This is a genomic window from Gammaproteobacteria bacterium, from assembly GCA_009845905.1.
Taxonomy (GTDB): domain Bacteria; phylum Pseudomonadota; class Gammaproteobacteria; order Steroidobacterales; family Foliamicaceae; genus Foliamicus.
The window spans coordinates 169,158-192,487 of the sequence record VXYS01000004.1 but is presented as its reverse complement, the minus strand read 5'-3'; the positions used below and the strand labels follow the sequence as shown (position 1 = coordinate 192,487).

Genomic DNA, 23,330 nt, shown 5'->3' with positions numbered 1-23,330 from the left:
GAAAGAGGCGTCCCGCCCTCGATCAGGAAAAGAACTGATATCCAAACATCAAGGATTAACGCCATGAAATCTCTCACAACCCAAAATGCCTGCCTTTTGATCCTGCTCGCGCTTACTGTTGCGGCCTGCGAAACCTCCGAAACGGCGGCAGGACCCGAGCCGGGCCCGGAACCGGTGGGCTCCGACAACGCAACAGCGGCCGGCGGGGCCACCGCCGCCGGCGCGGGCAGCGGCGCCATCGCCAGCGGCACGGTCGTCAACCGGGAGGGTCCGCCGGTCGCCGCCGAGCCCGGGCGCAGTGCCAGCGGAGACTGGATCGGCGGTCCCCAGGGCACGCTGGTGATCTATTTCGACTATGACCGAAGCTCGATCCGCGAGGAATACAGCCAGGTTCTCCAGGCCCACGGCGCCTGGCTTGCAGCCAACCAGGGACAGACCGTGCGGCTCGAGGGACACGCGGACGAACGCGGAACGCCCGAATACAACCTGGCGCTGGGATCGCGCCGGGCTAACGCCGTGACCCAGGCACTGACCGCGCTGGGCGCGGCCGGTGCACAATTGAACGCGGTAAGTTTCGGCGAGGAGCGTCCTGCCGCGGAAGGAGCCGACGAGATGGCATGGTCGCAGAATCGCCGTGTGGAGTTGGTATATGAAACGAACTGACTGGCCCGTCATGGCGATAGCGCTGGCTCTCGTCTTCGTGCTGGCGGCGCCGGCCGATGCGCAACGCCGCCGCGACCGCGAAGTGCTGGAGGAACTGGAGACCCGGGTGGGCGTGCTGGAGCAGCAGATCCGCGCCGACAACGTTGTGGCGCTGATCAACGCCCAGGATGAGCTCAGGCGCGAGATACAGGCGCTGCGCGACGCGGTCGAGCGCCTGGATGAGGACCTGCGGCGCAACGCCGAATTGCGGCGCAGTCAGTTTGCGGCGCTCGAGGAACGCCTGGCGGCGATGGAGGCCCGCGGATACACGCCGGCGCCGGCGGGGCCACAGGACGCGACGGGGGAGACCCCGGGCGGCGCCGCGGACGCGGTCGACGGCGCGGTTCCCGGTGCTCAACCTCCGGAAGACGCTGAGCCTGCGATTGCGGCCGGCAGTCAGGAGAATTACGAACAGGCACGCGAACTGCTGGGGCAGGCCCAGTACCAGGCGGCCGGGGCCGAGTTCATGCGCTACCTCGATGCCAATCCCGGCGGAGGTCTGGCGGCCAATGCCCGCTACTGGCTGGGGGAAACCTTCTACGTGCAGGGCCAGTACCAGGAAGCGGGCGCGGAGTTCGCCCGGGTCGTGTCCGATTACCCGGATTCCAACAAGCTCCCGGACGCCTTGCTCAAGCTCGGATACACCCAGGATGAGCTGGGCGAAACGGAGGCGGCCACCGCTACGCTTGAGCGCGTGCGCCAGGACTTCGCCGGCGTCGACGCCGCCAACCTCGCGACCATCCGCCTGGCCCAGATCGAAGCCCGCTCGCGCTGACCCAGCAGCTACAATTGCGCGCCACGGGTCGTTAGCTCAGTTGGTAGAGCAGCTGGCTTTTAACCAGTAGGTCGCAGGTTCGATTCCTGCACGACCCACACCGAAAGTGGAGCCGCCGACCGGGGCGGGTACTGCCATGACCACACGCCGCACCATCCTCTTCAACGGTCTCGCCCTGGGCTCGTCCGTCCTGCTGGGCGCCAGGCTTTCCGCCGCCGCCGAAACCCCCCTTACCGTCGCCGTTCTGGGCGCGACCGGACGCACCGGCAAGTTTATTGTCGGAGATCTGCTCGCGCGCGGGCATGCCGTGCGGGGCATCTCCAGGAGAGCCGGCGCGCAGCCGCCGCAAGACGGCGTGACCTGGATCAGCGCCGACGTGCGCAGGCCGGAATCCATGGGTCCGGCGCTCGAAGGCGTGGATGCTCTCATCTATGCTGTGGGCGTGACTTTCTCCGAGGTCGAAGTCAGCGACCTGTACGACGTCTACCACACGGGCGTTGCCGATACGGCGGAGGTGGCCATACGCACGGGCGTGAAGCGCTTCGTTCTGCTTTCGTCCGCCGGCCGGTCGCCCGCCGGCTGGATGCCCGAGCGACTTGCTCCCTCGATGGACGCCAAGGCCAGAGGCGAGGCTGTGCTGCGCGCTTCCGGAATCCACTACACCATTTCGCGCACGCCCGGTCTCTCGGACAGGCCCGGCGGCGAGTACGGCATCATGCTCCTGCAATCGGAACCCATCCCGCCGGGCGGGCCGTTCATGATCTGCCGCGAGGACAGCGCCTCGGTTCTGGTCGAATGCGCGGTCAGCGAAAAGGCGATCAACACGACCTTCACGGTCCTTAACGCGATCACTCCCGAGGTCGGGATCTGGCGCGACGCCTTGCAGTATCTCCAACAGGATCCGGTGTGACGAACAACGGCTCCCTGCCGAACGGGAACGGCCAGCTTGGCGGGTTTTTCCGCAGCCTGGTCAGCGATCCGCGCTCGGTGGGCGCGGTGGTGCCCAGCGGCGCATCGCTGGGCCGGCTCATGGCCCGCGGCTGTGGGGCCGGCGCGCGCGTTGTCGAAGTGGGAGCGGGAACGGGCGCACTGACCCGGGCCATCCTGAATACAGGCGTATCCGAAGGGGACCTGTGCCTGGTGGACAGTGACGAGCGATTCGTCGAAATCCTCCGGGAGAACTTCCCCGGCGCCCGCACCGTGCATGGCGACGCCTTGTCGCTGGGCGAGCATTTGCAGGACCTGACGGGCCAGGTCGATTACATCATCAGCGGCCTGCCGTTGCTGCTGTTTTCGGAGGCCAGAAAGCGCCGGCTGCTGACGGCGGCCTTCGCGCTGCTCGGCGAGTGCGGCGCCTTTCATCAGTTCACCTATGGGGGCATTTGCCCGGTCGGCAGGCGCACGCTCGACAGCCTCGGACTCAAGGCATCGCGTCTGGGAGTCGCCGCGCTGAACGTGCCCCCGGCGTTTGTCTATCGATTCCAGCACAGGGAGCCCCAGTGAAAGGGTTGTCCGGATTTCTCGCAATCGGCGCGTTGGTGGTGGGCAGCGCGTGCGCCGATATCGTTGATCCTCGCCTGTACCAGTTGTCCTCCGGGGACGAGGTGATCGACAGCGGCGTCATGAATGTGTCGCGACTGGGTCAGGACATCAGCAGCGAAGAATTCCAGGTTATTCGTCGCGCGGATGGGGGCCGAACAATCGTCAGTATGGTGTCCGCCGCGGACAACAGCTTTGAAATTCCGGCGCGCTGGGACTATGACGCCAAAGAAGAGGCCACAGGCGCAGCGGGCTGGGGAAAGCATGCCGACGGGCGCGCGTTCGAGGTGACTCTGACGAGAGACGCCGATGCCGCCACGATGTCCGTCGCATACGAGTCCGGCGAACGGGTGACCTACGAGGGAGAGTGCCCGTCGGGTTGTCTGATGGACATGATGCCGGGCGCCATACCGCAATTCACGATGTCGCGGCGCTACGACGCCGATACGGCGGGCGTGCAGGATTTTCGCTGGATGGCGTTCGTGCTGAACCAGGACATGCGGTCATTCGACGTGGTCGTGAGCATCGATCATGTGCGGGACTTCAGCGTTGCCCGCGCCGACGGATCGGAGATCACCGTTCGTCATTTCGTGTTTGACGAGAAAGGTTCGCTGGACGGTACCGGCGAGGGGTACGAAACGCACTCGAACCTCTGGGTGGATACGACGCACCGCCCGATCAAGTTCAAGGTCGGACAGACCATCGGTCTGCGCGCGGGCTTTGAGGATATCGACGATCGGCTGACGCCTCGTTGAGGATCAGTGGAGACCCTCAGCGAACCGATTGCCCTTTGCTTCAGCGGCGGCAAGGACAGCGTCATGGCGCTTTGGGAAATCCAGAAGCGGGGCGAGTGCCGCGTGACGGAGTTGGTGACTACGGTGACCGATGCCTACGATCGGGTGAGCATGCACGGCGTACGTCGCGAACTGCTTCGCCGACAGGCGGAGTCCCTGGGTATACCGGTTACGGTAGTCGTGGTGCCGCCGCAATCGTCGAATGCCATCTACGAAAGGGAAATGGGAATGGCATTCTCGCGCATTCGTGAAAAGGGAATCCGCCGAATCGCTTTCGGCGATATCTTTCTCGAAGATCTGCGGGCCTATAGAGAACGCCAACTGGAAGCCGTGGGTCTGGGCTGCTTCTTTCCGCTATGGAAGAAGCCGACTCGACCGCTGGCCCGGACGTTTATCGATGGAGAATTTCGCGCGGTGACCGTGTGCGTTGACCCGAAAGTGCTGGATGGGTCCTTTGCGGGGCGTCGGTTTAATTCGGCGTTTCTCGACGATCTACCACCCCAGGTCGATCCCTGCGGCGAAAACGGAGAGTTTCATACGTTTGTTTTTGATGGACCCACGTTTTCGCGGCCCATCGAGTTTACGGAAGGCCAACGGGTGCGGAGGGATGGTTTCCATTACTGTGACCTGCTGCCGGGCGCGGCTGCGTAGGGCGGGCCAGGGCGGTGACCTGTTCGAACACGCGCAGGAAGTTGCCGCCCCAGATTTTGGCGATGTCCTCTTCGGAGTAGCCGCGGCGGGCCAGTTCCGCCGTGACGTTGGCTGCGTCGCCCTCGTCGCTCCAGCCGTCGATGCCGCCCCCGTGGTTGAAATCCGTGGCCAGCCCCACGTGGTCGATTCCCAGTAGTTCCACAACGTAGTCCACCTGGTCCACGAGATCGGAGACGGAGGCGCCGGGCAGGCGTTCATTGATTTCGCGCATTTCCCGGAAGTAGGCCTCGCTCTGCTCGACGGTCTCGCGCCGGTTGCGGCTCAACAGATCCAGAATGGCGTTCGAGCGCTCGGGGCTGGGTTCCTCGAGGTAGCTGCCGAACGCGACGATGTGAACGACGCCGCCGGACGAGCCGACCGCCTCAAGGGCCCGGTCGCTCAGGTTGCGCGGATGGTCCACCAGCGCCTTCACGCCCACGTGCGACGCCACGACCGGCGCGCGGCTCAGGGCGACGGTCTGGAGCAGGGCGTCCTCCGTGATCTGCGATACGTCGATGATCACGCCCAGGACGTTCAGCCGGGCCACCAGGTTCCGGCCCGCGTCCGACAGGCCTCCGTGAAGCGCCGGGCCGTCGCCCAACTGAGGGCTGGGGCGGGCCGAGTCGGCGAACTGGTTGTGTCCGAGATGGGTGAATCCGACCATGCGCACGCCGGCAGCGAAGAACTCGTCGAGGTGCTCGCCCGCGGCGCCCAGGCTGTAGGCGTTCAGCATCGACATCAGGGCGCTTCGCCGTCCTTCGGACGCATGCGCGCGCAGATCGTCCGCGGTCAAAGCCAGGCTAATGCGCCGCGGATACATTTCGAGAGCCATGCGGCGGATGGCCGCGGCCTTGGTGCGGGCCTGTTCGAGCGCCCGCGCGTAGCCGGTTTCGTCCAGCGGCCCATGCGAGGCGAATACGGCAAAGGCGGCGGCGTCCAGCCCCCCACGTTCCATCTTCGGCAGATCCACCGGTTCGAACCCGTCCACGCCCGGGTCCGATTCTTCCGTCGCGAACGAGAGGGAAATGTCCACGTGGGCGTCGAAGGTGAACACGCGATCATGGAGCGCGCGAGTCTCCGGCGCGACCTGGCCGTGTGCGGCCGCGGCCCAGGCGAGGGCCGTCGCCAGAACCAGTGCCCGGCGCATCAGGTCAGATTGACGAAGGTCTCGGCGACCAGTTCCGGGTGGGTCAGCATGCCGCCGCGCGGGATGTCCATTTCGATGAATTGCCATCCGGGTTCGCGCGCGGGGCCGACCATGAAGTCGCTGGTCATCGAGTATTCCTGGCCCACGCAGTGGATGTACGTGCGCGGCAGGCCCTCCCAGCCGCCGTTTTTCAGCTCCAGCACATCGCTCCAGGCGCGCATCGGATGGAGCGTGATCTTCTCCTTCAGCAGCGCCTGCAGCTCGGGTTCGGAATCCGGCACCACCATCTTGAGGGGGTAGGAGTCGAAGTAGTCCATCCGGTAGCCGTCGACGAATTTCTCCATGCGCTTGATGAAGTATTGGGACAGTTCTCCCTCGGGCGTGCGGCTCACGCCGCTCATGCGGTCACCCGCCGGGACCAGCGCATCGAAGAAGACGATGCGCCGTATGCGCTCGCGCCTTGCATCCGCGACGCCGGTAATGACCATGCCGGCGAAGGAATGTCCGACGAGGATGACGTCATCGAGGCTCTCGAAGTCGATGATGTTGACGATGTCCTGGATATGGGTGTCGAGACCCACGTCCGGACTTGTCGTGTGGGCGCGGTCGCCGCAGCCGGTCAGCGAAGGCGCGTATACGTCGTGGCCGGCCTGCTCCAGGATGCGGCGCACGAACTGCCAGCTCCAGCCGCCCAGCCAGGTGCCGTGTACGAGGATGAAGGTCTTGGATTCTTCCCCGGCCTCGGCCTTCGCGACCGACCCCGCCGCCGAAGCGACGAGCGCGGCGCCAGCCCCCGCGAGCGTCTGCCGGCGGGTAAGCTTCCCGTTCCTGTCGCGCACGCCGTTATGCGGGCTTGGTGGCGTTCATCACGCCGAACCGCGGCAGGGCGACCGGCCCCTCCTCATTCAGATCGAACCCGGCGGCGCGGACAAGGTCCTGCAGCCCGTTGGTGCGGTACTTGATCGTCCACACCTCGTTGTTCCAGCGATGGTCCCACCAGCGCCGGTACTGGCCGTATGCCGTCCGGGGAAACGGGTTCTTCAGGTTGAAGTCGATGGGGTAGAAGATTCCGCCCGGGCGCGTGATGCGGAAGGCCTCGTTGACGATGTCCTTCGTGCCCTGGGGCGAGACTTCATGAAGCATGATGTAGCTGGTCACCAGGTCGAAGTGGTTGTCGGGGAAGCGCGTGTCTTCCGCCAGGCGCTGGGCGAAATTGACGTCCAGCCCCCTTTCCACCGCGCGCAGATGGCCGTACCGCACCATTGGCCCGCCGACGTCGATGCCCCAGACTTCCGCATCCGGGAAACGCTCCTTCAGCGCCATGGCCAGTTGGCCGACGCCGGTGCCGAGGTCCAGAATGCGCTTGACCTTGCCGTCCTCCGGTATCGGCAGCCCGAAGGCCGCTGTCATGTGCAACGCATCCTGGTCGTTGCGCCCGGTATAGAAGCCGTTGGTGCCGTAGTCGTACATGTGCCCTGCGAAGTCGTTGCCCACGTAGCCGCCCGGCTGGATGTGGATCTCGTGGCGCGTGTAGTCGGGCATCTCGAGGTCGGGGTTCAGTTCCAGGGTTCCGGGACCGCGGTTGTCGACCGCTTCCATCTCGCTCAGGTAGGTGTCGGCATTGTTTTCGCACTCGGCTTTCATGTTGTTCCAAGAAAGCTGCTGCACCGACATCCAGGTCCGGGTCCTTGCGCTTACGACGGGATCGTCCTGCAGCAGGGCGATGGCTTCCTGCATCGGCAGTTCCGTGTCCGGAGAAATGCCCTTGCTGGCCAGAATATCGTTTGCGCGCCGGCCGGCGGCCTGGCTCAACGTCTGGTTGGCGAAGGTCCGTACCGACATCAGGAAATCCATCCGGCTTTCCAGGTCGATTTCCGGCAGGCGTTCCATGCGCCCGTTGCGGCCCCGCGGCGCCAGAGTGCCCGGTACGTTCCCGGTCGTCTTGGGCGGGGGCGGCAGATCGTCCCGCGTTTCGAAAAATCCCATCGCCGGCGGCGCGGTGCGTTGCTGCGCTGCGCGGCTCGCGAATGGCGCTGCCACCAGGGATGCTGCCCCGGCGAACAAACCCATTACGGATCGTCTGTTGATCATTTTTCGCTACCTCCTAGAACTGGCGTTCTTCGCCGAACGGACGTGCGCTCGACGTATCGCGCGACAGGACGCTGTAGACCCGCTCGACCATTTCCATACGTTCCGCTTCCCACGCCTCTTTCTCGGCGTCGGTCGGCACGTAGGCCTCGACCATTTCAGTCGTAGCCATGCCTTCGGTTTCCATCAGCCGTTCGATAACCTTGATGCGCTGGCGGTCGGCCCAGATTTCCGCTCCGAGCGCGATCACGACGGACATCAGGTTGTCGATGTGCGGGTTACCCAGGAATATGGCGGCATCCGTGTCCGCCGGGATGAAAGGCGCGGCCCTGCTGCGCCCTTTCTCGACTTTTTCGCTCATGTTGTTTTCTCCCTTTACACGCCTAGATTATCATGCCTGCCGGGCAACGCAGTGGAGGGGGTCATGAAAAGGCGCGATGTACTGATTTCGGGCGGCGCCACGGTGGCGGGAATGGCTTTCGCGGGGTCGGCTCCGGCAAGGGCCAGCGCGGCTGAAATCGCCTTCGACGTGACCGACCCCGTGGCCAATATGCATGCCGCCGTGCGAATGATGGGCAGCGCGGATGGCACAGCCACGTACGGCTATAACCGCGGGCGGCTGTTCGGGATGCGTCCCGAAGAGCACGCCCTCCCGCTCGCCGACTGGGAAGGTTGCGCGGCGCGCGTGTTCAGGCCGCGCGAGGACGGCGCCTACGACATGGGTTTGCGTGAATGGCTGTACTTCGTGGACATGGAAACCGGTGAGCCCATCGACTCCATGGTCAACCCCTATACGCGCGAGACCATCGAACTCACGCCGTTTCGGGGCGGGGGCGGCTTCAACCATATCTTTTCGACCCACGGTCAGGGCCGCGACGGCCGCTCGGAGTTCGCAGCGGACTACGGACCCTACGTCTATGACTGGATGGTCGCCGACGGCATGGCCTACCTTCAGATCGACAAGTTCATCTCGTTTCCGGCGTATTACACGCCCGATCGGTTCCCCCGCGCCTCCACCGGGCCGGTGCGCTGGGAAATGCAGGTGCAGACGCTGATCGGACGGCTGGATCAACTCAATGATCCGGACCGCCCGGCGGTCGAGACCGCCGAGGTCTGGATCATGAAGAACGACTGGATGGGCTTCATGAAAATGGGCCAGTGGGCGGGCCATCACATCTGGCGCAGCCAGGGCCGCAAGGCGATGACGGTCGGCGATCTGCCCGCCGGCTTCAGCCGGCGCACCGAAGAGGTGTTCCCCGGCCTGCTGGCGGAAGTGGAAGCGTGGTCCGCGTAAGCGCCGCCGTCGCGGAAAGCGGACTCCGCCCGGGGGCCGGGAAGTTACTCGGGACGTTAGAATGACCGTCCCACGGACTGCAGGAATCAGTGCTGCGAGGCGCCAATGAACGATCCGCAATACTTTGACCATCCGGTGCTGGACCATCTGGTTGAAACCGTGATGCAGCTCGGCAGCGAATTGTGGACCACGAGGCGTCGCCTGGAGCTGCTGGAGAAGGTGCTGGCCGATGCCGGCGCCTTGCCCGATGACGCCGTGGAGCTTTACATGCCGTCCGCCGAAGAAGTCGAGGCAGAGGCCGCGCGGCGGGACGCCTTCGTCCGGCGGATATACGCCGGATTTGCCCGGGGCGGGGAAGTGCAGGAGGCCCCGCCGGAGCCATAAGGAGAAAGAAATGGATCGAGGACAACTGGGCGGCCTGAGCCGCCTTCCATCCCTGGACGCCGAGCAGCGGCTCGGCTTTGCCTTGAGCTTGCGCACGATGATCACTGCCGGCGGCGTCAGCGCCAAGTCGCGCGCGGCGGGCAGCGCGGCCCTGAAGGAAGAGGGTATCCAGTCCGACGACGTGGAAGCGATCTGCCGCGTCATGGACCGCATCCCGGACACGCAGATTCGAAACCGGATGCTGCGCAGCCTCCAGGAAATGACCTGGGACTCCGCCTTCAGCGCCGTTGACGGCGATCGCGAGCGGCTGGAGCGGGAATTGCACGCGGACTCCGACGATTCCCTGCTGGAACTGGCCCCGGACCTTGAGATGCCGGACTACATCCAGTTCGACTTTCACCTGCAGCCGGGCGGCTATGTCGGCGACGCGCTGGCGGGCGAGGTCTATCACCACGGTACCAATGCGTTCTACATGGGTTTCAACGCCGGCGACATGGTCCACAACGGCCTGGTGGCCTGCGGGCAGGCGCCATTGAGCGGCGGCGTGGAGCGCGCGCTCGACATGGCCACGGGCATCGGCCAGTGCGCCACCGCACTCAAGCAGCGCTATCCCGATGCCGAGGTCTGGGGGCTGGACCCGTCCGAACCGCTGCTGCGGTACGCTCACAAGCGCGCCAGGGGCATGGGGCTGCCGGTGCGCTTCAAACAGGCCCGGGGCGAAGCCACCGGTTTCGACGACGACCATTTCGACGTCATCAACAGCTACATCCTGTTTCACGAGATTCCGTTCAGCGCCACCGAGAAGGTGGTGCATGAGATCTACCGGATCCTGCGCCCCGGCGGCGTGTTCAATATCTACGATTTCCCGGTCGGCGATCCGATGTCGCCGGAATCACGCTACATGTTTGAAATGGACCATCGCGACAACGGCGAGCCCTGGTCGATCGACCTGATGGAGAACGACTTCGACGGCGTGCTGACGTCCGCCGGCTTCGAGATCACGCCCGGACCGCGCCAGTTCCTGGTGGTCAAGACCTGGCACTGCCACAAGCCGCTGTAGCCTGAGGCTGCGCCATGGGCCGCCAGGGACGGACTTGCTTCATTGGCATTGCCGCGGCCGTGCTGATTTCGGCCTGCGGAGGTTCGGGTTCCGACGGATCGCCGCCGTCGCCGCCACCGCCGGATCCCGCCAGCATTGAACTGTCCACCACCAGCATCGACGCCGAAGCGAGGGGTGGCGACGCATCGGTGGACGTATCCAATGGAGGCGGCGGCACGCTGAACTGGACCGCCTCCATTGCGGGCGGCGTGGACTGGGCACGTATCTCCAGCGGTGCCAGCGGCACCAATTCCGGAACCATACAGATCACAATTGACGCCAACACGGGCGCCGCTCGCGAATTCGAACTGACCGTGTCCGCCACCGGAGCAAGCTCGCGCACCGTTGCCGTGCGGCAGGCCGAAGGGGCGCCGAACCTCAACGTCTCTCCCGCCCGTATCGACGCCGAAGCCGGGGGCGGCAATGCATCCGTGAACGTGACCAACCGGGGCGGGGGAACGCTGGACTGGAACGCCTCGATTGCGGGCAGCGTGGACTGGGCGCGTATCTCCAGCGGCTCCAGCGGCACCGACGCCGGAACCATAGCGATCGAAATCGACGCCAACGCGGGCGCCGCGCGCGAATTCGAGCTGACCGTTTCGGCTGGCGATGCGGGCTCCCGCACCGTTACCGTACAACAGGCCGAGGCGCCCGCAATGCTGGAACTTACCGCTGCAAGCACGGAACTGGACGGCTACGGCGGCAGCATTTCCCTGCAGGTGAGCAACACCGGCTACGCGATGATGCGCTGGAGCGCCAGCCTGCCGGACGGTACCGACTGGGCCTACATCGAGAGCGGCGAGGAAGGCACGAATGCCGGTGAAATCGTGGTCCGTTACGGGCTGAACGGCGGCGCAGACCGCGAACTGGACGTGACCGTGACGGCGCTGGCGGCCAACAATTCGCCCCAGTCGCTTACGCTGAGCCAGGACTGGTTCGCGTCGTCTGCCTGCACCTATCCGGAAGCCCGGCAGGAAGTTTTCGATCTGATGCAGGACTGGTACTACTGGAACGACGAGCCCGAGCAGCGGGCGCGTTATGGCGAAATCGTGATCGAGGATTACGACGACCTCGACAGCCTGCTGGACGACCTGCGCTGGCGGCCGGAAACCCATGACCGCAATTTCAGCTATTGGAGCAGCGCGGCGGAAACGGACATGCTGTTCGATGGACGGGCGTTCATCTTCGGGTTTCGCGGACGGGTCATCGTGGATGTGTTCGAGGAACCGCTCTATTACCAGGTCATCGATGTCTATGCGAGTGCTCCGGCAGGCAACGCTGGCCTGGAACGAGGCGACCGGATCGTGGGCCTTAACGGGAAACCGGTCGACAGCCTGACTGTCGAGGGAGTCTTCGAGGAATTCGGCCCCAACGAGGAAGGCTTCGAAGTCAGCTTCGAAGTTGAGAAGCAATCGGGCGAGCGCCGGACCTTCAGCATGGCCAAGGCGGAGGTAGAGGTCCCGACGGTTCCCGAGGAACACGTCCGAATTCTGGACACCGACGCAGGAAAAGTAGGCTACCTGCATTTTCGGACCTTCTTCGGGGACGCGAACGGACGCCTGTTGCAGGAATTCGCCGAATTCAATGCCGCCGGCGTCAAGAACCTGATCGTTGACCTGCGCTACAACGGCGGAGGCAGCGTGCCGATTGCCTATGGCCTGACCACCCTGATCGGCGGCCCCGAACTGTTCGAGAACCAGACGCTGACGGTGATGTCAAGAAGAGTTCACAACCTGTTTGCCAGTTCGCTGGATGAGACGGCCTATTTCGGATGCGACGTCTACCCGGGGAGTATGGCCGCACGCTGTCGGAACGAATCTGCGATACGGAACGTCGAAAATGTCGTGTTCATCACCGGCCGGGGGTCCGCTTCCGCTAGCGAACTCGTCATTACCTCGCTTCAGCCGTACGAGAACGTCTCCCTGGTGGGTGAGCGCACCTACGGGAAACCCGTGGGTCAATACGCACGGTACTTTTGCCCTCCTGATCGCAATGCGCGACAGGGGGATCTTTGGGCCGTGACCTTCGCGACCATCAACGCGGAGGGTTTCGAGGAATACTACGACGGCCTTCCGGTCACCGAAGGCTGCCAGGTCGAGGACGATCTCACCCGCCAACTAGGCGATCCCCAAGAGGCCCGGCTGGCTGCCGCCTTGCGCTATCTGGAAACCGGCAGTTGCGGCGCCACTGCATCTTCGCGCCTGGCTGACCCGGGGGTGGCAATTCAGCAGACCCAGCCACAGGATCCGGTCACCCAGTTCCTGGGGCACTAGCCCTGGGAGTGGGGGCATGGCCCCCACGGCGTCACCGCCTTAAAGGAGGGCGGGACGCCCTCCCACCCAGGACGCCCTCGCTTCCAGGTCAGGCGGCGCGGGCTTTCAGTTGGGCGGCGGCCTGCTCGCCGATCATGCGGCCGAAGGTCATGGCCGGCATCAGCGACATGCCGCCGACGAAGGCCGCGCCCGACAGGCGCGTGAAGCCGAGTATTTCGCCGGCGGCGTAGAGGCCGCCGATCGGCTTGTCGGACTCGTCCACGACCTGCAGGTCGCCGTTCACGTTGACGCCGCCGGGACTGATCACGGTCACGCCCACCGCCTCAATGCCGTAAAACGGCGCGCGGTCGACGCGGCGCGGCATGTACAGGCGATTGAATTCGGGGTCCTCGTGATTGTCGACGGCTTCGTTGTAACGATTGACCGTCGCCACGAGGTTGTCCGGCGGGATATCGAACCGGCCGGCCAGTTCCTCGATGGAGTCGGCCTTCTGGAACGACGGGTGCGTATTGAATTCGGGACGCAGGTCTCGGCCCTGCTTGTCCAATACGGACATCGGCGTCGCGTTCTGGCGTATGCCTTCGTCGAACACGATGACCATGCGCATGCCGGGCTGCTTCAACAGCGAAGTTTCGCTGTAGTGAATGCTCGGGTGGTCCTCGCGCAGGAACCGCTTGCCCTGGCCGTCCACGTAGATTTCCCATGGCGCCCGGTAGGCCGGCGCAAGCTGGAAGAACCAGGCGCTCAGGGGATCGCCCGGGTCCTGCAGGAAGCCCGCGAAGGTGGCCAGGAACTGGTCGGTGCGGTCGATCTTGGCGCCGATCTCGCGGGCCGCAATGATGCCTTCACCGCGTGAAAACGGGTTGCAATGGGAATGCAGGGGGTAGGGCGTGACCTCGTTCCACAGTTCGGGATTGGCGGCGTAACCGCCGGTGGTCAGCGCCACGCTCGGCGCCCGGAATTCGACTTCCTGGCCGTTGCTTTCGGCCTTGACTCCGACCACGGACCCGGAAGCGGAAGTGAGCAGGCCGGTCATGCGGGTCTGCAGCCGCAGGTCGATCGCCCCCGACGCCACCAGTTCACGATGCACGGGCTCGATCACCTTGAGAATCGAAATCGCCTGCTCATGGCCCCAGACGTACCGGCGCGTCGTATAGGGTTCGTGCACCATCCCTGCGACGGGCGTTTCCGGCGCCAGCTCGAGACCGATGTCCATGAGCCAGTGCAGGGTGTCCGCGGCGCCGCCTGTCGCCAGCCGCCCGAGGACCGGGTCTATCCCGCCGTAGGCGATGCGCTGGGCGTCCTGGTAGTGTTCCTCGGGGCTGTCCTCGATGCCCAGTGCGGCCTGCTGGCGCGTGCCCGCGGCGCTGATCTGGCCGGAAGACCAGTAGAGCGTCCCGCCGACGCGCGTGTCGGCGTCGATCTGCAGCACGCGGGCGCCGCCCTGGGCCGCGAAGATGGCCGCCGGCAGGCCGGCGGAACCGGCGCCGACCACGATGACGTCGTATTCCCGGCTCATGATTTTTTGCCGGCCATCTTCAGCAGAGGCTCAATGAGGTCTATCGGCAACGGGAAGACGATGGTGGAAGTGCCCTCATTCGCCACCTCGGTAAGCGTTTGCAGGTAACGCAACTGCAAGGCTTGTCCCTGTTCGGCTAATTTGGACGCGGCTTCCGACAATTGTCCGGCAGCCTGACTTTCGCCTTCGGCGTGAATGACCTTGGCGCGCCGGGCCCGCTCGGCCTCGGCCTGGGCGGCGATCGCCCGGATCATGCTCTCGTCCAGGTCCACATGCTTGATCTCGACGTTGGAGACCTTGATGCCCCAGGCGTCGGTGTGCTGATCGAGGATCACCTGGATATCCTGGTTGAGCTTGTCGCGCTCGGACAGCATTTCGTCCAGTTCATGCTGGCCCAGCACGGAGCGCAGGGTCGTCTGCGCCAGCTGGCTGGTGGCCTCGAAAACGTTCGCCACCTGGATGATGGCCCGCTCGGGATCCACGATACGGAAATACACCACCGCATTGACTTTCACCGATACGTTGTCGCGTGAGATCACGTCCTGGGTGGGCACGTCCATCACGATGACGCGCAGGTCCACCCGGACCATCCGCTGGACCAGCGGAATCACGATGATCAGTCCCGGTCCCTTTACCTTCCAGAACCGGCCGAGCAGGAAAATCACCCCGCGCTCGTACTCCGAGAGGATTCGCACCGAGGCGACTATGAGCACGAGAACGATTATTCCCGCAATGACATAAGTCAACATTATTAACTCCTTATCCCGTTTTCTTCAACAAAGAGAATAAGTTTGGACGCGTCGCGCGCACGGGCGGCGCATCCCCTACTTCCAGGCGCAGCCGGTCCACCGACTGCACGTAAAGTTCCTGGCCCTTCCTGACCGGAGACTCGCTGGTGGCATGCCAGCGCTCGCCCTGAACCAGCACCGGCCCGGCGCTCTCAAAGTCCTCCAGGACCACGGCCCTGCGGCCCACCAGGCTTTCCGCGCCGCTGACCACAGGCCGGCGCCGGCTGCGGGCAAGCACAACGACCAGGCCAAACATGATCAGCCCGGCCGCCAGCCCCACGCCCCCGATCACGCGTAGCGGCGCCTCGAATCCGGGAATGCCGGTGTCAAACAGAATGATCGATCCCACAACGAATGCCACGACTCCTCCAAATCCCAATACGCCGAAACTGGGCGTAATGGATTCCGCAACGATAAGGCCCACCCCCAGGGCCATGAGCGCCAGCCCCGCGTAATTGACCGGCAATATGCTCAGCGCATAGGCCGCCAGCAGCAGGCAGATAACGCCGATGACTCCGGGTATCCATGTGCCGGGGTTATAACCTTCCAGCAGCAGCCCGTAAAGGCCGACGATCAGCAGCAGGTAAGCCACGTTCGGGTTGGTCAGGATCGACAGGAAGCGGGTGCGCCAGTCGGGTTCCAGCCGCTCGACCTCCGCTCCGGCCGTCTGAAGGCGGACTTTCTCGCCGTTCAGGTCCACCTCCCGGCCGTCCGCCTTCTCGAGCAGGTCCGTCAGATCGTTGGCGATGAAGTCGGCGACGTTCATATCGACGGCTTCCTCGGATTCCAGCGTCACGCCCTCGCGCACCGCCTCTTCGGCCCAGTCGGCGTTGCGCCCGCGCAGGTTGGCGAGCGAGCGTATCCGGGCCACCGCGTCGTTGACGATCTTGCGCTTCATGGCCTCGGCGTCGATTTCCTCCGCGGTCCTGCCCGGAGACTCCTCGGCATCTTCGGAGGAATCGCCGTCTTCCGAGGAGTCGCCGTCTTCACCGGCTGGGCCTTCTTCCGCTTCGTCCCGCGAGGCGCCCGCGTCATCGCTTTCGCTACTGGAGGACTCGTGTTCGTCAAGCAGCACCGCCCCGATCGAAGCGGCAGCGCCGCCGGCCTGGCCCATGCTCACCGGTGTCGCCGCGCCCAGCGTCGTCGTGCGGTTCATGGCGGCGACATGGCTGGCGTAGAGGATATACGTGCCCGCGCTGGCCGCCTTGGCTCCGCTCGGCGTCACGTACACCGCCACCGGCACGTCCGAAGCCAGGATCGCCTTGATCATGTCTTCCATCGCGATCATCAGGCCGCCGGGCGTGTCCAGTTCAAGCACCAGGATCCTGGCCTTGCGCTCCTGCGCGGTCTCGAGACTCGTGATGAAAAACTCGGCGGTCGCAACGCTGATGGCGTCTTCGATCGTGAGCACCAGCGCGAGGTCCCGGGACTCCTCTTCGACGGGCTCTTCGGGAGCATCCTGCGCCGGGCCCGCGCGCCACAAAAATACGCCCGCAAGGACCAGCAGGGCGGACGAAAACAGCAACTTGCGCGCTTTGGAAGGTGCTTGCATAAAGGGCGTAGCATCATAGCACGCAAGGGTGTTCGCCGTTAGAATTCGGGGTTCGCCCGGCAAAACCGCAGGGGGGACGAAAAATGGCTTTCGCGCTGACCGACAAACAGGCATCGGACGAGTGGAGTCCGGACGGCTGGCTCGGCCGGGAAACCCAGCAACAGCCGGAATACCGTGACGCCGAGGCGCTGGACGCGGCGCTGAAAGAGCTGTCCGCGCTGCCGCCCATCGTGACCAGCTGGGAAGTCGAATCGCTGCGCACGGCCATCGCGGAGGCGCAGCGGGGCGAGAGCTTCGTGCTGCAGGGCGGCGACTGCGCCGAGACCTTCGAGGAATGCACCTCCGACATCATCGTGAGTCGGCTGAAAGTGCTGTTGCAGATGAGCCTGGTGCTGAGCTACGGTCTGCGCAAGCCGATCGTGCGCATCGGTCGCATGGCCGGGCAATACGCCAAGCCGCGCTCGGCGCCGCTGGAGTCGCGCGAGCAGGTGTCGCTGCCGAGCTTCCGCGGCGACCTGGTGAACCGGGAATCGTTCACCACCGGCGACCGCGAGCCGGACCCCAAACTGCTGCTGCGCGGCTACGAGCGCGCCGCATTGACGCTGAACTTCATCCGCTCGCTGGTGGACGGCGGGTTCGCCGATCTGCACCACCCGGAGAACTGGGACCTGGACTGGGTGAATCATTCGCCCCAGTCCCAGGCTTACGAAGTGATCGTGGACCGGATTACCCGCTCCCTGGATTTTATCGAGCACTCGACCGGGCGCGACCTGAGCCGCCTGCGCCGCACCGATTTCTACACTTCGCATGAGGGCCTGCTGCTGCACTACGAGCAGGCCCAGACCCGATACCTGGATCACCGAGGGCTGTGGTACGACCTGACCGCTCATTTCCCCTGGATCGGCATGCGAACCGCGCAACCCGACGGCGGGCACGTGGAGTTTTTCCGCGGGGTGGCCAATCCCATGGGGATCAAGATCGGCCCGGGAATGACGCCCGAGTGGCTGCTGGACCTGCTCCGGATCCTGAACCCTGACAACCAGCCGGGACGCATCACGCTGATCCACCGCATGGGCGCGGGCAAGGTCGGCGAGGTGCTGCCGTCCCTGATCGACGCGGTGCAGCGCGCCGGCGCACTGGTCCTTTGGATGTGCGATCCCATGCACGGCAATATCGAGACGGTCGCCAACGGCCGCAAGACGCGCCGGCTCGAGAATATCGAAGCGGAACTGAAGCAGTCTTTCGAACTGCATTCGCGCGCCGGCACCGTCCTCGGCGGCGTGCACCTGGAACTGACCGGCGAGAACGTCACCGAGTGCATCGGCGGCGCGCGTGGGCTGGACGAGGCGGGTCTCGACAAGAGCTACCGCACCCAGGTCGATCCGCGCCTGAACTACGAGCAGGCGATGGAACTGGCCATGTCGATCACGCAACAGGCGGCCGCTTAGCGTTGGCGCCTATGAGCGCCGAAAAACAGGACGATTTCAATCCGGGGAAATTCCTCGAGAGCCTGACCCGGAGCTGCGGCGTCTACCGGATGCTGGACGGCAGGGGCGCCATCCTTTACGTGGGCAAGGCCAAGAACCTGAGGCGCCGGGTGGCGTCGTACTTCGGTTCGCGCAGCCATCAGCCGCGCATCCAGAAACTGATGAACCGCACCCGGCGGGTGGAAGTGACCGTCACGGAAACGGAGCAGGAAGCCTTGCTGCTGGAATGCAACCTGATCAAGCGCCACAAGCCGCGGTTCAATATCTATCTGCGCGACGACAAGAGCTATCCGTACATCTACGCGACCACCCGCGACCCGTTCCCGCGCTTTGCCTTCCATCGTGGCGCGCGGCGCGGCAAGGGCCGTTACCTGGGCCCTTATTCCAATGCCGCGGCGGTGCGCAGCGCGCTGGGCCAGGCGCAGAAGCTGTTCCGCATCCGGCTTTGCGAGGACTCCTATTTCCGCTACCGTGAGCGGCCCTGCCTGCAGTACCAGCTGGACCGCTGCACGGCGCCCTGCGTGGGCCTGGTGAGCGAAGAGGAATATGCGGCCGATGCAAGCCAGGCGCTGCTGTTTCTGGAAGGAAAGAACGAAGCGGTGCTGGAGGACCTGCTGGGACGCATGGAACGGGCGGCGGAGGACCTGGATTACGAACGCGCGGCGCAGCTGCGCGACCGGGTGGCCGCGCTTCAGCGGATACAGGCCAGCCAGTCGGTGGCGGGCGGCGCGGCGCGCGACCTGGACGTGGTCGCGGTGGCCGAAAGCGGCGGCGTCTTCTGCGTGGCCGTGTTGTGGATCCGGCGCGGCACGCTGACCGGCAGCCGGCTGTTCTTTCCGCGGGTCGTGCCGGGGGCCGAGTCCGACGAGGTGCTGGGCGCCTTCATCTCGCAGCATTACTTCGAGCGCGGCGCACCGAGGGAAGTCATTACCGGCGGACCGGTCAGCCGGCGCGGACTGCTGGAGGGCGCGCTGGGCATGCAGAGCGGCCATCGCGTGGCGGTGCGCTGGAATGTGCGCGGCTGGCGCCGGCGCTGGGTCGAGCTGGCGCGGAGGAACGCGGAGGCCGGGGCGCTGCAGCAGGCCGCGGGCGCCCGGGGCCTCGCTTCCCAATTGAAGGCCTTGGCAAGGGAATTGCGCCTGATGCGCCCGCCCGAGCGCATCGAGTGCTTCGACATCAGCCATACCGGCGGTGAGTCTCCGGTTGCGTCCTGCGTGGTCTTCTCGCCCGAGGGTGCGAGCCGGTCCGAGTACCGGCGGTTCAATATCCGCGGCGCCGAAAGCGGCGACGACTACGGCGCCATTGCCGAGGCCGTACGCCGGCGCTATGGCCGGCTTGTCCGGGAAGAATCGCCGTTGCCGGAACTGCTGCTGATCGACGGCGGCCGCGGCCAGCTGAATGCGGCGCGCGCCGAGCTGGAAGCGCTGGGGCTGTCGAGCATGCCGGTGGCCGCCGTGGCCAAGGGTTTCGGGCGCCGCGAGGGCCGCGAGCGTATCTACATGCCGGATTTCGCCCGGCCGCTGATTCCGGGGTCGGGCTCCGCGGCGCTGAAATTGATCGCGCGAATACGCGACGAAGCCCACCGCTTCGCACTGGAAGGCCACCGTCGCCGACGCCACGGCGCGCGCAAGTCCTCGGTGTTGGAGGAAGTGCCGGGGCTGGGGCCCAAGCGCCGCCGCCAGCTCCTGCGCCATTTTGGCGGATTGCGCGGCGTAGAGGCCGCTCCCGTGGAGGATTTGCGCAAACTGCCCGGCATCGGTCCGGAACTCGCGCAGAGAATCTACGGCGCGCTGCACTGACCCATGCGCCGGGGCGGGGGCGAATTGGCTATAGTGGCGGCATGAACCTCGCGATCATCCTGACGTGGTTCCGGGTCGCCGCCATGCCCAGCATCGTGGCCCTTTACTACCTTCCGTATCCCTGGGCGCACCCGGTTGCCGGTCTCGTGTTCGGCGCCGCCGCGCTCACCGATTGGGCGGACGGCTGGGTGGCGAGGCGCTTCGACCAGGGATCGCGTTTCGGGGCTTTCCTGGACCCGGTAGCGGACAAGCTGCTGGTCATCGCCGCGCTGCTGCTCCTGGTTCAGGCCAATCCGGGTATGGTGCTGGCGCTGGTGGCGATCGTGATCATCGGCCGGGAGGTGGCCGTTTCGGCGCTGCGGGAATGGATGGCGGCGCTCGGTCAGCGGGGACGGGTCAACGTCATCCAGCTGGCCAAGTACAAGTCCATCGGGCAGATGGTGGCCCTGGCGTTCATGCTGTACGAAGAACCGCTGTGGTTCCTGCCGCTGTACGAAATCGGTTACGTATTACTGCTGTTATCGGCCGTGCTGACGCTGCTGACCGGCGCCTTGTACATGTTGCGGGCCAGGACGGCCGTGCGCAGCACATCCGCCTCATGAACGCGCGAGCCAGGCTCGTCGCCGGCTTCCTGCCGGTCCTGCTGGCCACCGGGGCCTGCGGGCCCGGGCCCGAGGATGCGCAATCCGGAATTGCGATCCGCAACGTGACCGTGATCGACGCCGTGTCCGGCGAGCGGCCGGGGCAGACGGTGCTCATCGACGGCGACCGGATCGTGCTGGTCGGTCCCGCCGATTCGATCTACTTCACGGCCGCGGAGAAGATCGACGGCACCGGCAAGTTCCTTATTCCGGGCCTGTGGGACATGCACGTTCACCTGACCTACGACGAGCGGTTCACGGCCACGATGCCGGAGATGTTTATCCGATACGGAATTACCAGCGTGCGCGATACCGGCGGGTTGATGGAGAAGATGGCGCCCGTGGTGGAACGCATGCGCGCCCAGGGAGCGGTTGCGCCGCGGGTGTTCTTCAGCGGCCCGCTGCTGGACGGCGCCACGGTGGTTTACGATGGAATCGACGCGCCGGAAATCGGCGTTCCGAACCCTGAGGCCCCGACGGCCCGGTCCAGGGTCGCGGAACTCAAGTCTCAGGGCGTGGACTTCATCAAGATCTACGAGATGGTCAGCCCCGAAGTGTTCGCGGCACTGGTCGAAGCGGCGGGGACGTACGGCCTGCCGATTGCCTCCCACGTGCCCCTTTCCATGCGCGCCTCAACGGCCGGTCCGCATGTGAATTCGATGGAGCACCTGCGGAATGTCGAGCTGGACTGCGCCGCAAACTCCGATGAGTTGCTCGAAACGCGCCGGCAGCAACTGTCGGCGGGCGAAGAAAGCTCCGGCATGAAGCTGCGCACGTTCCTGCACAGTCTGCAGCGCAGGGAAGCGATCGCCGCTTTTGATGAAGCGCAATGCGCCGAAGTCCTGGGGACGCTGCGAAACACCATTCAGGTTCCGACCGCGCGCCTGAATGCGCTTTCCATGTTTCCCGTCTTCGACCGGGACGACTGGCCGGTGGCGCTCGCCGAAATACCGCAGGCGGTGCAGGACGAATGGAGCGGTCCTTCGCCCTCGCCGTGGGTCAGCCGGGACCCGGGGCAGCGCGATCTCACGGTCGCGCGGTACACGCTGGACATGATCGCCCGCATGCACGAAGCCGGGGTGCCGGTCGGCGCCGGCACGGACACGCCGATAGCGCTGGCCATTCCCGGCTACAGCCTGCACAACGAACTGGAAGTGCTGGTCGCCGCCGGGCTGACGCCGCTTGACGCCTTGGGCGCCGCCACGGTTCAGCCGGCGAAGTTTTTCGCGCTCGAGGATGAAATGGGTGCGATCGCCCCGGGAATGCGCGCCGACCTGGTGCTGCTGCGCGCCAACCCGCTCACCGACATTCGTAACACCCGCAAGATCGACCGCGTCATCGCGCGCGGCCGGCTTATGCCCGTTCACTAGCGCAGCCTCAACCGTCAGGAGGAGTAAACATGAAAGCAAGCTGGTTAGCCTGCGGACTGTTCCTTGCCGCAGGAGCTTCGGCCGAAACCCTCGAGTGGGACACCTCGACGTACTCCCAGGAAGTCACGCCTTGCGATATCGAGGCTTCGCACGGCGACGATCCGTATTCGGTGTCGCCGGGCGTGTCGCAGCAGGACATGGACTTCGCCAGGGCCACGACGGCCTGCCAGGCGGCGGTGGAGGCCGATCCCGGCAATCCGCGGCTGAGGTATCAGCTGGCGCGGGTGTACGGGTACAGCGGGCAGGGCGAGAAGGCCTATCCGCATCGCGAAGCGGCAATTGCGGCGGACTACCCGCAGGCGCTGTTCGTCAACGGCTACCTGCACTTTCTGGGCATCAACAAGGCCAGGAAAGACATATGCCGTGCGGGCAGCCTGTTTCGGCGTTCGGCGCAATACGGCCGGCTGGCGGGACAGGTCGGATTCACGCGCTACGCCCTGGACGGCGCTTTCGAGGGCTGCGACGTGACCATCGACCCGGGCGAACTCATGATGTTCCTCGAGGCGGCGGCGGAATCGAACAGCGACTTCTACGAGAGCATGCTGATCGCGATGCTCAAGAAAGAGGTCAGGGCACTTGAGGGAGAAAACCAATGAAGAAACTGATTGCCTTTTGCGGACTGCTTGCGTTTGGCGGGACTTCCGCGGAAACGCTTGAATGGGATGCATCGCCGTATTCGCAGGAAGTTACGCCGTGCGACCTGGCGACTTCGCACCCGCTGGACCCCAACAAGGTGGCGCCGGGCGTGTCCCAGTCGGACATGAACTTTCCCGGCGCGATTGCGGCCTGCGAGGCGGCGGTGGCCGAGGACCCGGGCAACCCCAGGCTGCGCTATCAACTCGCCCGCGTGTACACCTACAGCGGGCAGACCGGAAAGGGATGGCCGCACATGGAGGCCGCCGTGGCCGCGGAGTATCCGCAGGCGCTGTTCGTGAGCGGCTACATGCAATATCTCGGCTACACCGACACCGGAGGGGACGCCTGCAGGGCCGGCCGACTGATTCGACGCTCGGCGGAGTACGGCCGCCTCGCCGCGCAGGTCGGGTTTGCCTATTATGCGCTGGACGGCGGTTTCGACGGTTGCGAAGGCCTGGTTGAACCGGCGCAAATGCTGGCGTTTCTTGCCGCGGCGGCCGAGGCTACGGACGACTTCTATCCGACCATGCTGATCGGGATGCTGAAGAAGGAAATCGAGGGCAAGTGGCCCGAGACGGATTAGCGCACCCGCACGCAAGATTGATATTACCAATTCAAACTGAGGGCACAGATAACTGGTACTATTGATCTCAGCAAATTGGGCTATACTTTTCGCATAATCTTGGTGAGGAG

Annotated in this window: 21 protein-coding genes and 1 tRNA gene; 16 read left to right on the top strand and 6 right to left on the bottom strand. The window is 65.1% G+C overall.

Annotated features, from left to right (window positions below; translation table 11 throughout):
- Window positions 1–63: 63 nt before the first annotated feature.
- From pal to F4036_02360, 7 genes are all read left to right on the top strand, one after another.
- Window positions 64–663, top strand: a complete 600-nt coding sequence (gene pal, locus F4036_02390) for a peptidoglycan-associated lipoprotein Pal (GenBank protein MYK36588.1) — start codon at window positions 64–66, stop codon at window positions 661–663.
- On the top strand, window positions 650–1,477 hold the full coding sequence (gene ybgF, locus F4036_02385; protein ID MYK36587.1) for a tol-pal system protein YbgF: 828 nt from the start codon (window positions 650–652) through the stop codon (window positions 1,475–1,477). Before pal ends, ybgF begins: the two co-directional genes overlap by 14 nt.
- A 25-nt stretch (window positions 1,478–1,502) precedes the next feature.
- Window positions 1,503–1,575, top strand: a tRNA-Lys gene (locus tag F4036_02380).
- Between the two features lie 38 nt (window positions 1,576–1,613).
- Window positions 1,614–2,387: an NAD(P)H-binding protein gene (locus F4036_02375; GenBank protein MYK36586.1), complete on the top strand. Its 774-nt coding sequence runs from the start codon at window positions 1,614–1,616 to the stop codon at window positions 2,385–2,387.
- Window positions 2,384–2,980 carry a methyltransferase domain-containing protein gene (locus F4036_02370; GenBank protein ID MYK36585.1) on the top strand — a complete coding sequence of 199 codons (597 nt, stop codon included), beginning with the start codon at window positions 2,384–2,386 and terminating at the stop codon, window positions 2,978–2,980. The genes F4036_02375 and F4036_02370 overlap by 4 nt, the downstream gene beginning before the upstream one ends.
- Window positions 2,977–3,771 (top strand): hypothetical protein, encoded by a 795-nt coding sequence (locus F4036_02365; GenBank protein ID MYK36584.1) that lies wholly within the window; start codon window positions 2,977–2,979, stop codon window positions 3,769–3,771. Before F4036_02370 ends, F4036_02365 begins: the two co-directional genes overlap by 4 nt.
- Window positions 3,772–3,834: 63 nt before the next feature.
- The gene (locus F4036_02360) at window positions 3,835–4,461 is read left to right on the top strand and encodes an adenine nucleotide alpha hydrolase (GenBank protein ID MYK36583.1); all 627 of its coding nucleotides are present in this window, start codon (window positions 3,835–3,837) and stop codon (window positions 4,459–4,461) included.
- Here the strand turns inward: F4036_02360 and F4036_02355 are convergent.
- The 3 genes from F4036_02355 to F4036_02345 are packed head-to-tail and all read right to left on the bottom strand — an operon-like array spanning window position 4,391 to window position 7,738.
- The gene (locus F4036_02355; protein ID MYK36582.1) at window positions 4,391–5,734 is read right to left on the bottom strand and encodes a membrane dipeptidase; all 1,344 of its coding nucleotides are present in this window, start codon (window positions 5,732–5,734) and stop codon (window positions 4,391–4,393) included. The two genes, F4036_02360 and F4036_02355, sit on opposite strands and share 71 nt — an antisense overlap.
- On the bottom strand, window positions 5,647–6,486 hold the full coding sequence (locus F4036_02350; GenBank protein ID MYK36581.1) for an alpha/beta hydrolase: 840 nt from the start codon (window positions 6,484–6,486) through the stop codon (window positions 5,647–5,649). The genes F4036_02355 and F4036_02350 overlap by 88 nt, the downstream gene beginning before the upstream one ends.
- A 4-nt stretch (window positions 6,487–6,490) precedes the next feature.
- Entirely contained in the window at window positions 6,491–7,738 is a 1,248-nt protein-coding gene (locus F4036_02345) for a class I SAM-dependent methyltransferase (protein ID MYK36580.1), read from the bottom strand.
- On the opposite strand from F4036_02345, the gene F4036_02340 reads away from it, so the two are divergent.
- From F4036_02340 to F4036_02330, 3 genes are all read left to right on the top strand, one after another.
- Window positions 7,290–9,029, top strand: coding sequence for a DUF1838 domain-containing protein (locus tag F4036_02340; GenBank protein MYK36579.1), 1,740 nt, complete (start codon window positions 7,290–7,292; stop codon window positions 9,027–9,029). The two genes, F4036_02345 and F4036_02340, sit on opposite strands and share 449 nt — an antisense overlap.
- Before the next feature lie 229 nt (window positions 9,030–9,258).
- Entirely contained in the window at window positions 9,259–10,473 is a 1,215-nt protein-coding gene (locus F4036_02335; protein ID MYK36578.1) for a methyltransferase domain-containing protein, read from the top strand.
- A gap of 14 nt (window positions 10,474–10,487) precedes the next feature.
- Complete coding sequence (locus F4036_02330) at window positions 10,488–12,785, top strand: hypothetical protein (GenBank protein ID MYK36577.1); 2,298 nt, start codon at window positions 10,488–10,490, stop codon at window positions 12,783–12,785.
- An 88-nt stretch (window positions 12,786–12,873) separates the two neighbouring features.
- Here F4036_02330 and F4036_02325 read toward each other — a convergent pair whose 3' ends face one another.
- The 3 genes from F4036_02325 to F4036_02315 are packed head-to-tail and all read right to left on the bottom strand — an operon-like array spanning window position 12,874 to window position 16,758.
- Entirely contained in the window at window positions 12,874–14,304 is a 1,431-nt protein-coding gene (locus tag F4036_02325) for an FAD-binding protein (GenBank protein MYK36576.1), read from the bottom strand.
- A complete protein-coding gene (locus tag F4036_02320; GenBank protein ID MYK36575.1) occupies window positions 14,301–15,053 on the bottom strand; it encodes a slipin family protein in 753 nt (250 codons plus the stop codon). Before F4036_02320 ends, F4036_02325 begins: the two co-directional genes overlap by 4 nt.
- 10 nt (window positions 15,054–15,063) lie before the next feature.
- Complete coding sequence (locus tag F4036_02315; protein ID MYK36574.1) at window positions 15,064–16,758, bottom strand: nodulation protein NfeD; 1,695 nt, start codon at window positions 16,756–16,758, stop codon at window positions 15,064–15,066.
- Here F4036_02315 and F4036_02310 point away from each other — a divergent pair.
- From F4036_02310 to F4036_02285, 6 genes are read left to right on the top strand one after another with little or no spacing between them, the layout of a single operon-like run.
- The gene (locus F4036_02310; GenBank protein ID MYK36573.1) at window positions 16,728–18,092 is read left to right on the top strand and encodes a 3-deoxy-7-phosphoheptulonate synthase; all 1,365 of its coding nucleotides are present in this window, start codon (window positions 16,728–16,730) and stop codon (window positions 18,090–18,092) included. The two genes, F4036_02315 and F4036_02310, sit on opposite strands and share 31 nt — an antisense overlap.
- An 11-nt stretch (window positions 18,093–18,103) precedes the next feature.
- A complete protein-coding gene (gene uvrC, locus F4036_02305) occupies window positions 18,104–19,930 on the top strand; it encodes an excinuclease ABC subunit UvrC (GenBank protein MYK36572.1) in 1,827 nt (608 codons plus the stop codon).
- A gap of 41 nt (window positions 19,931–19,971) precedes the next feature.
- The gene (pgsA, locus tag F4036_02300) at window positions 19,972–20,532 is read left to right on the top strand and encodes a CDP-diacylglycerol--glycerol-3-phosphate 3-phosphatidyltransferase (protein ID MYK36571.1); all 561 of its coding nucleotides are present in this window, start codon (window positions 19,972–19,974) and stop codon (window positions 20,530–20,532) included.
- Window positions 20,529–21,941 carry an amidohydrolase family protein gene (locus F4036_02295; GenBank protein ID MYK36570.1) on the top strand — a complete coding sequence of 471 codons (1,413 nt, stop codon included), beginning with the start codon at window positions 20,529–20,531 and terminating at the stop codon, window positions 21,939–21,941. Before pgsA ends, F4036_02295 begins: the two co-directional genes overlap by 4 nt.
- Before the next feature lie 29 nt (window positions 21,942–21,970).
- Window positions 21,971–22,597: a hypothetical protein gene (locus F4036_02290; protein MYK36569.1), complete on the top strand. Its 627-nt coding sequence runs from the start codon at window positions 21,971–21,973 to the stop codon at window positions 22,595–22,597.
- Entirely contained in the window at window positions 22,594–23,220 is a 627-nt protein-coding gene (locus tag F4036_02285; GenBank protein ID MYK36568.1) for a hypothetical protein, read from the top strand. The genes F4036_02290 and F4036_02285 overlap by 4 nt, the downstream gene beginning before the upstream one ends.
- The last annotated feature ends 110 nt before the right edge of the window (window positions 23,221–23,330 follow it).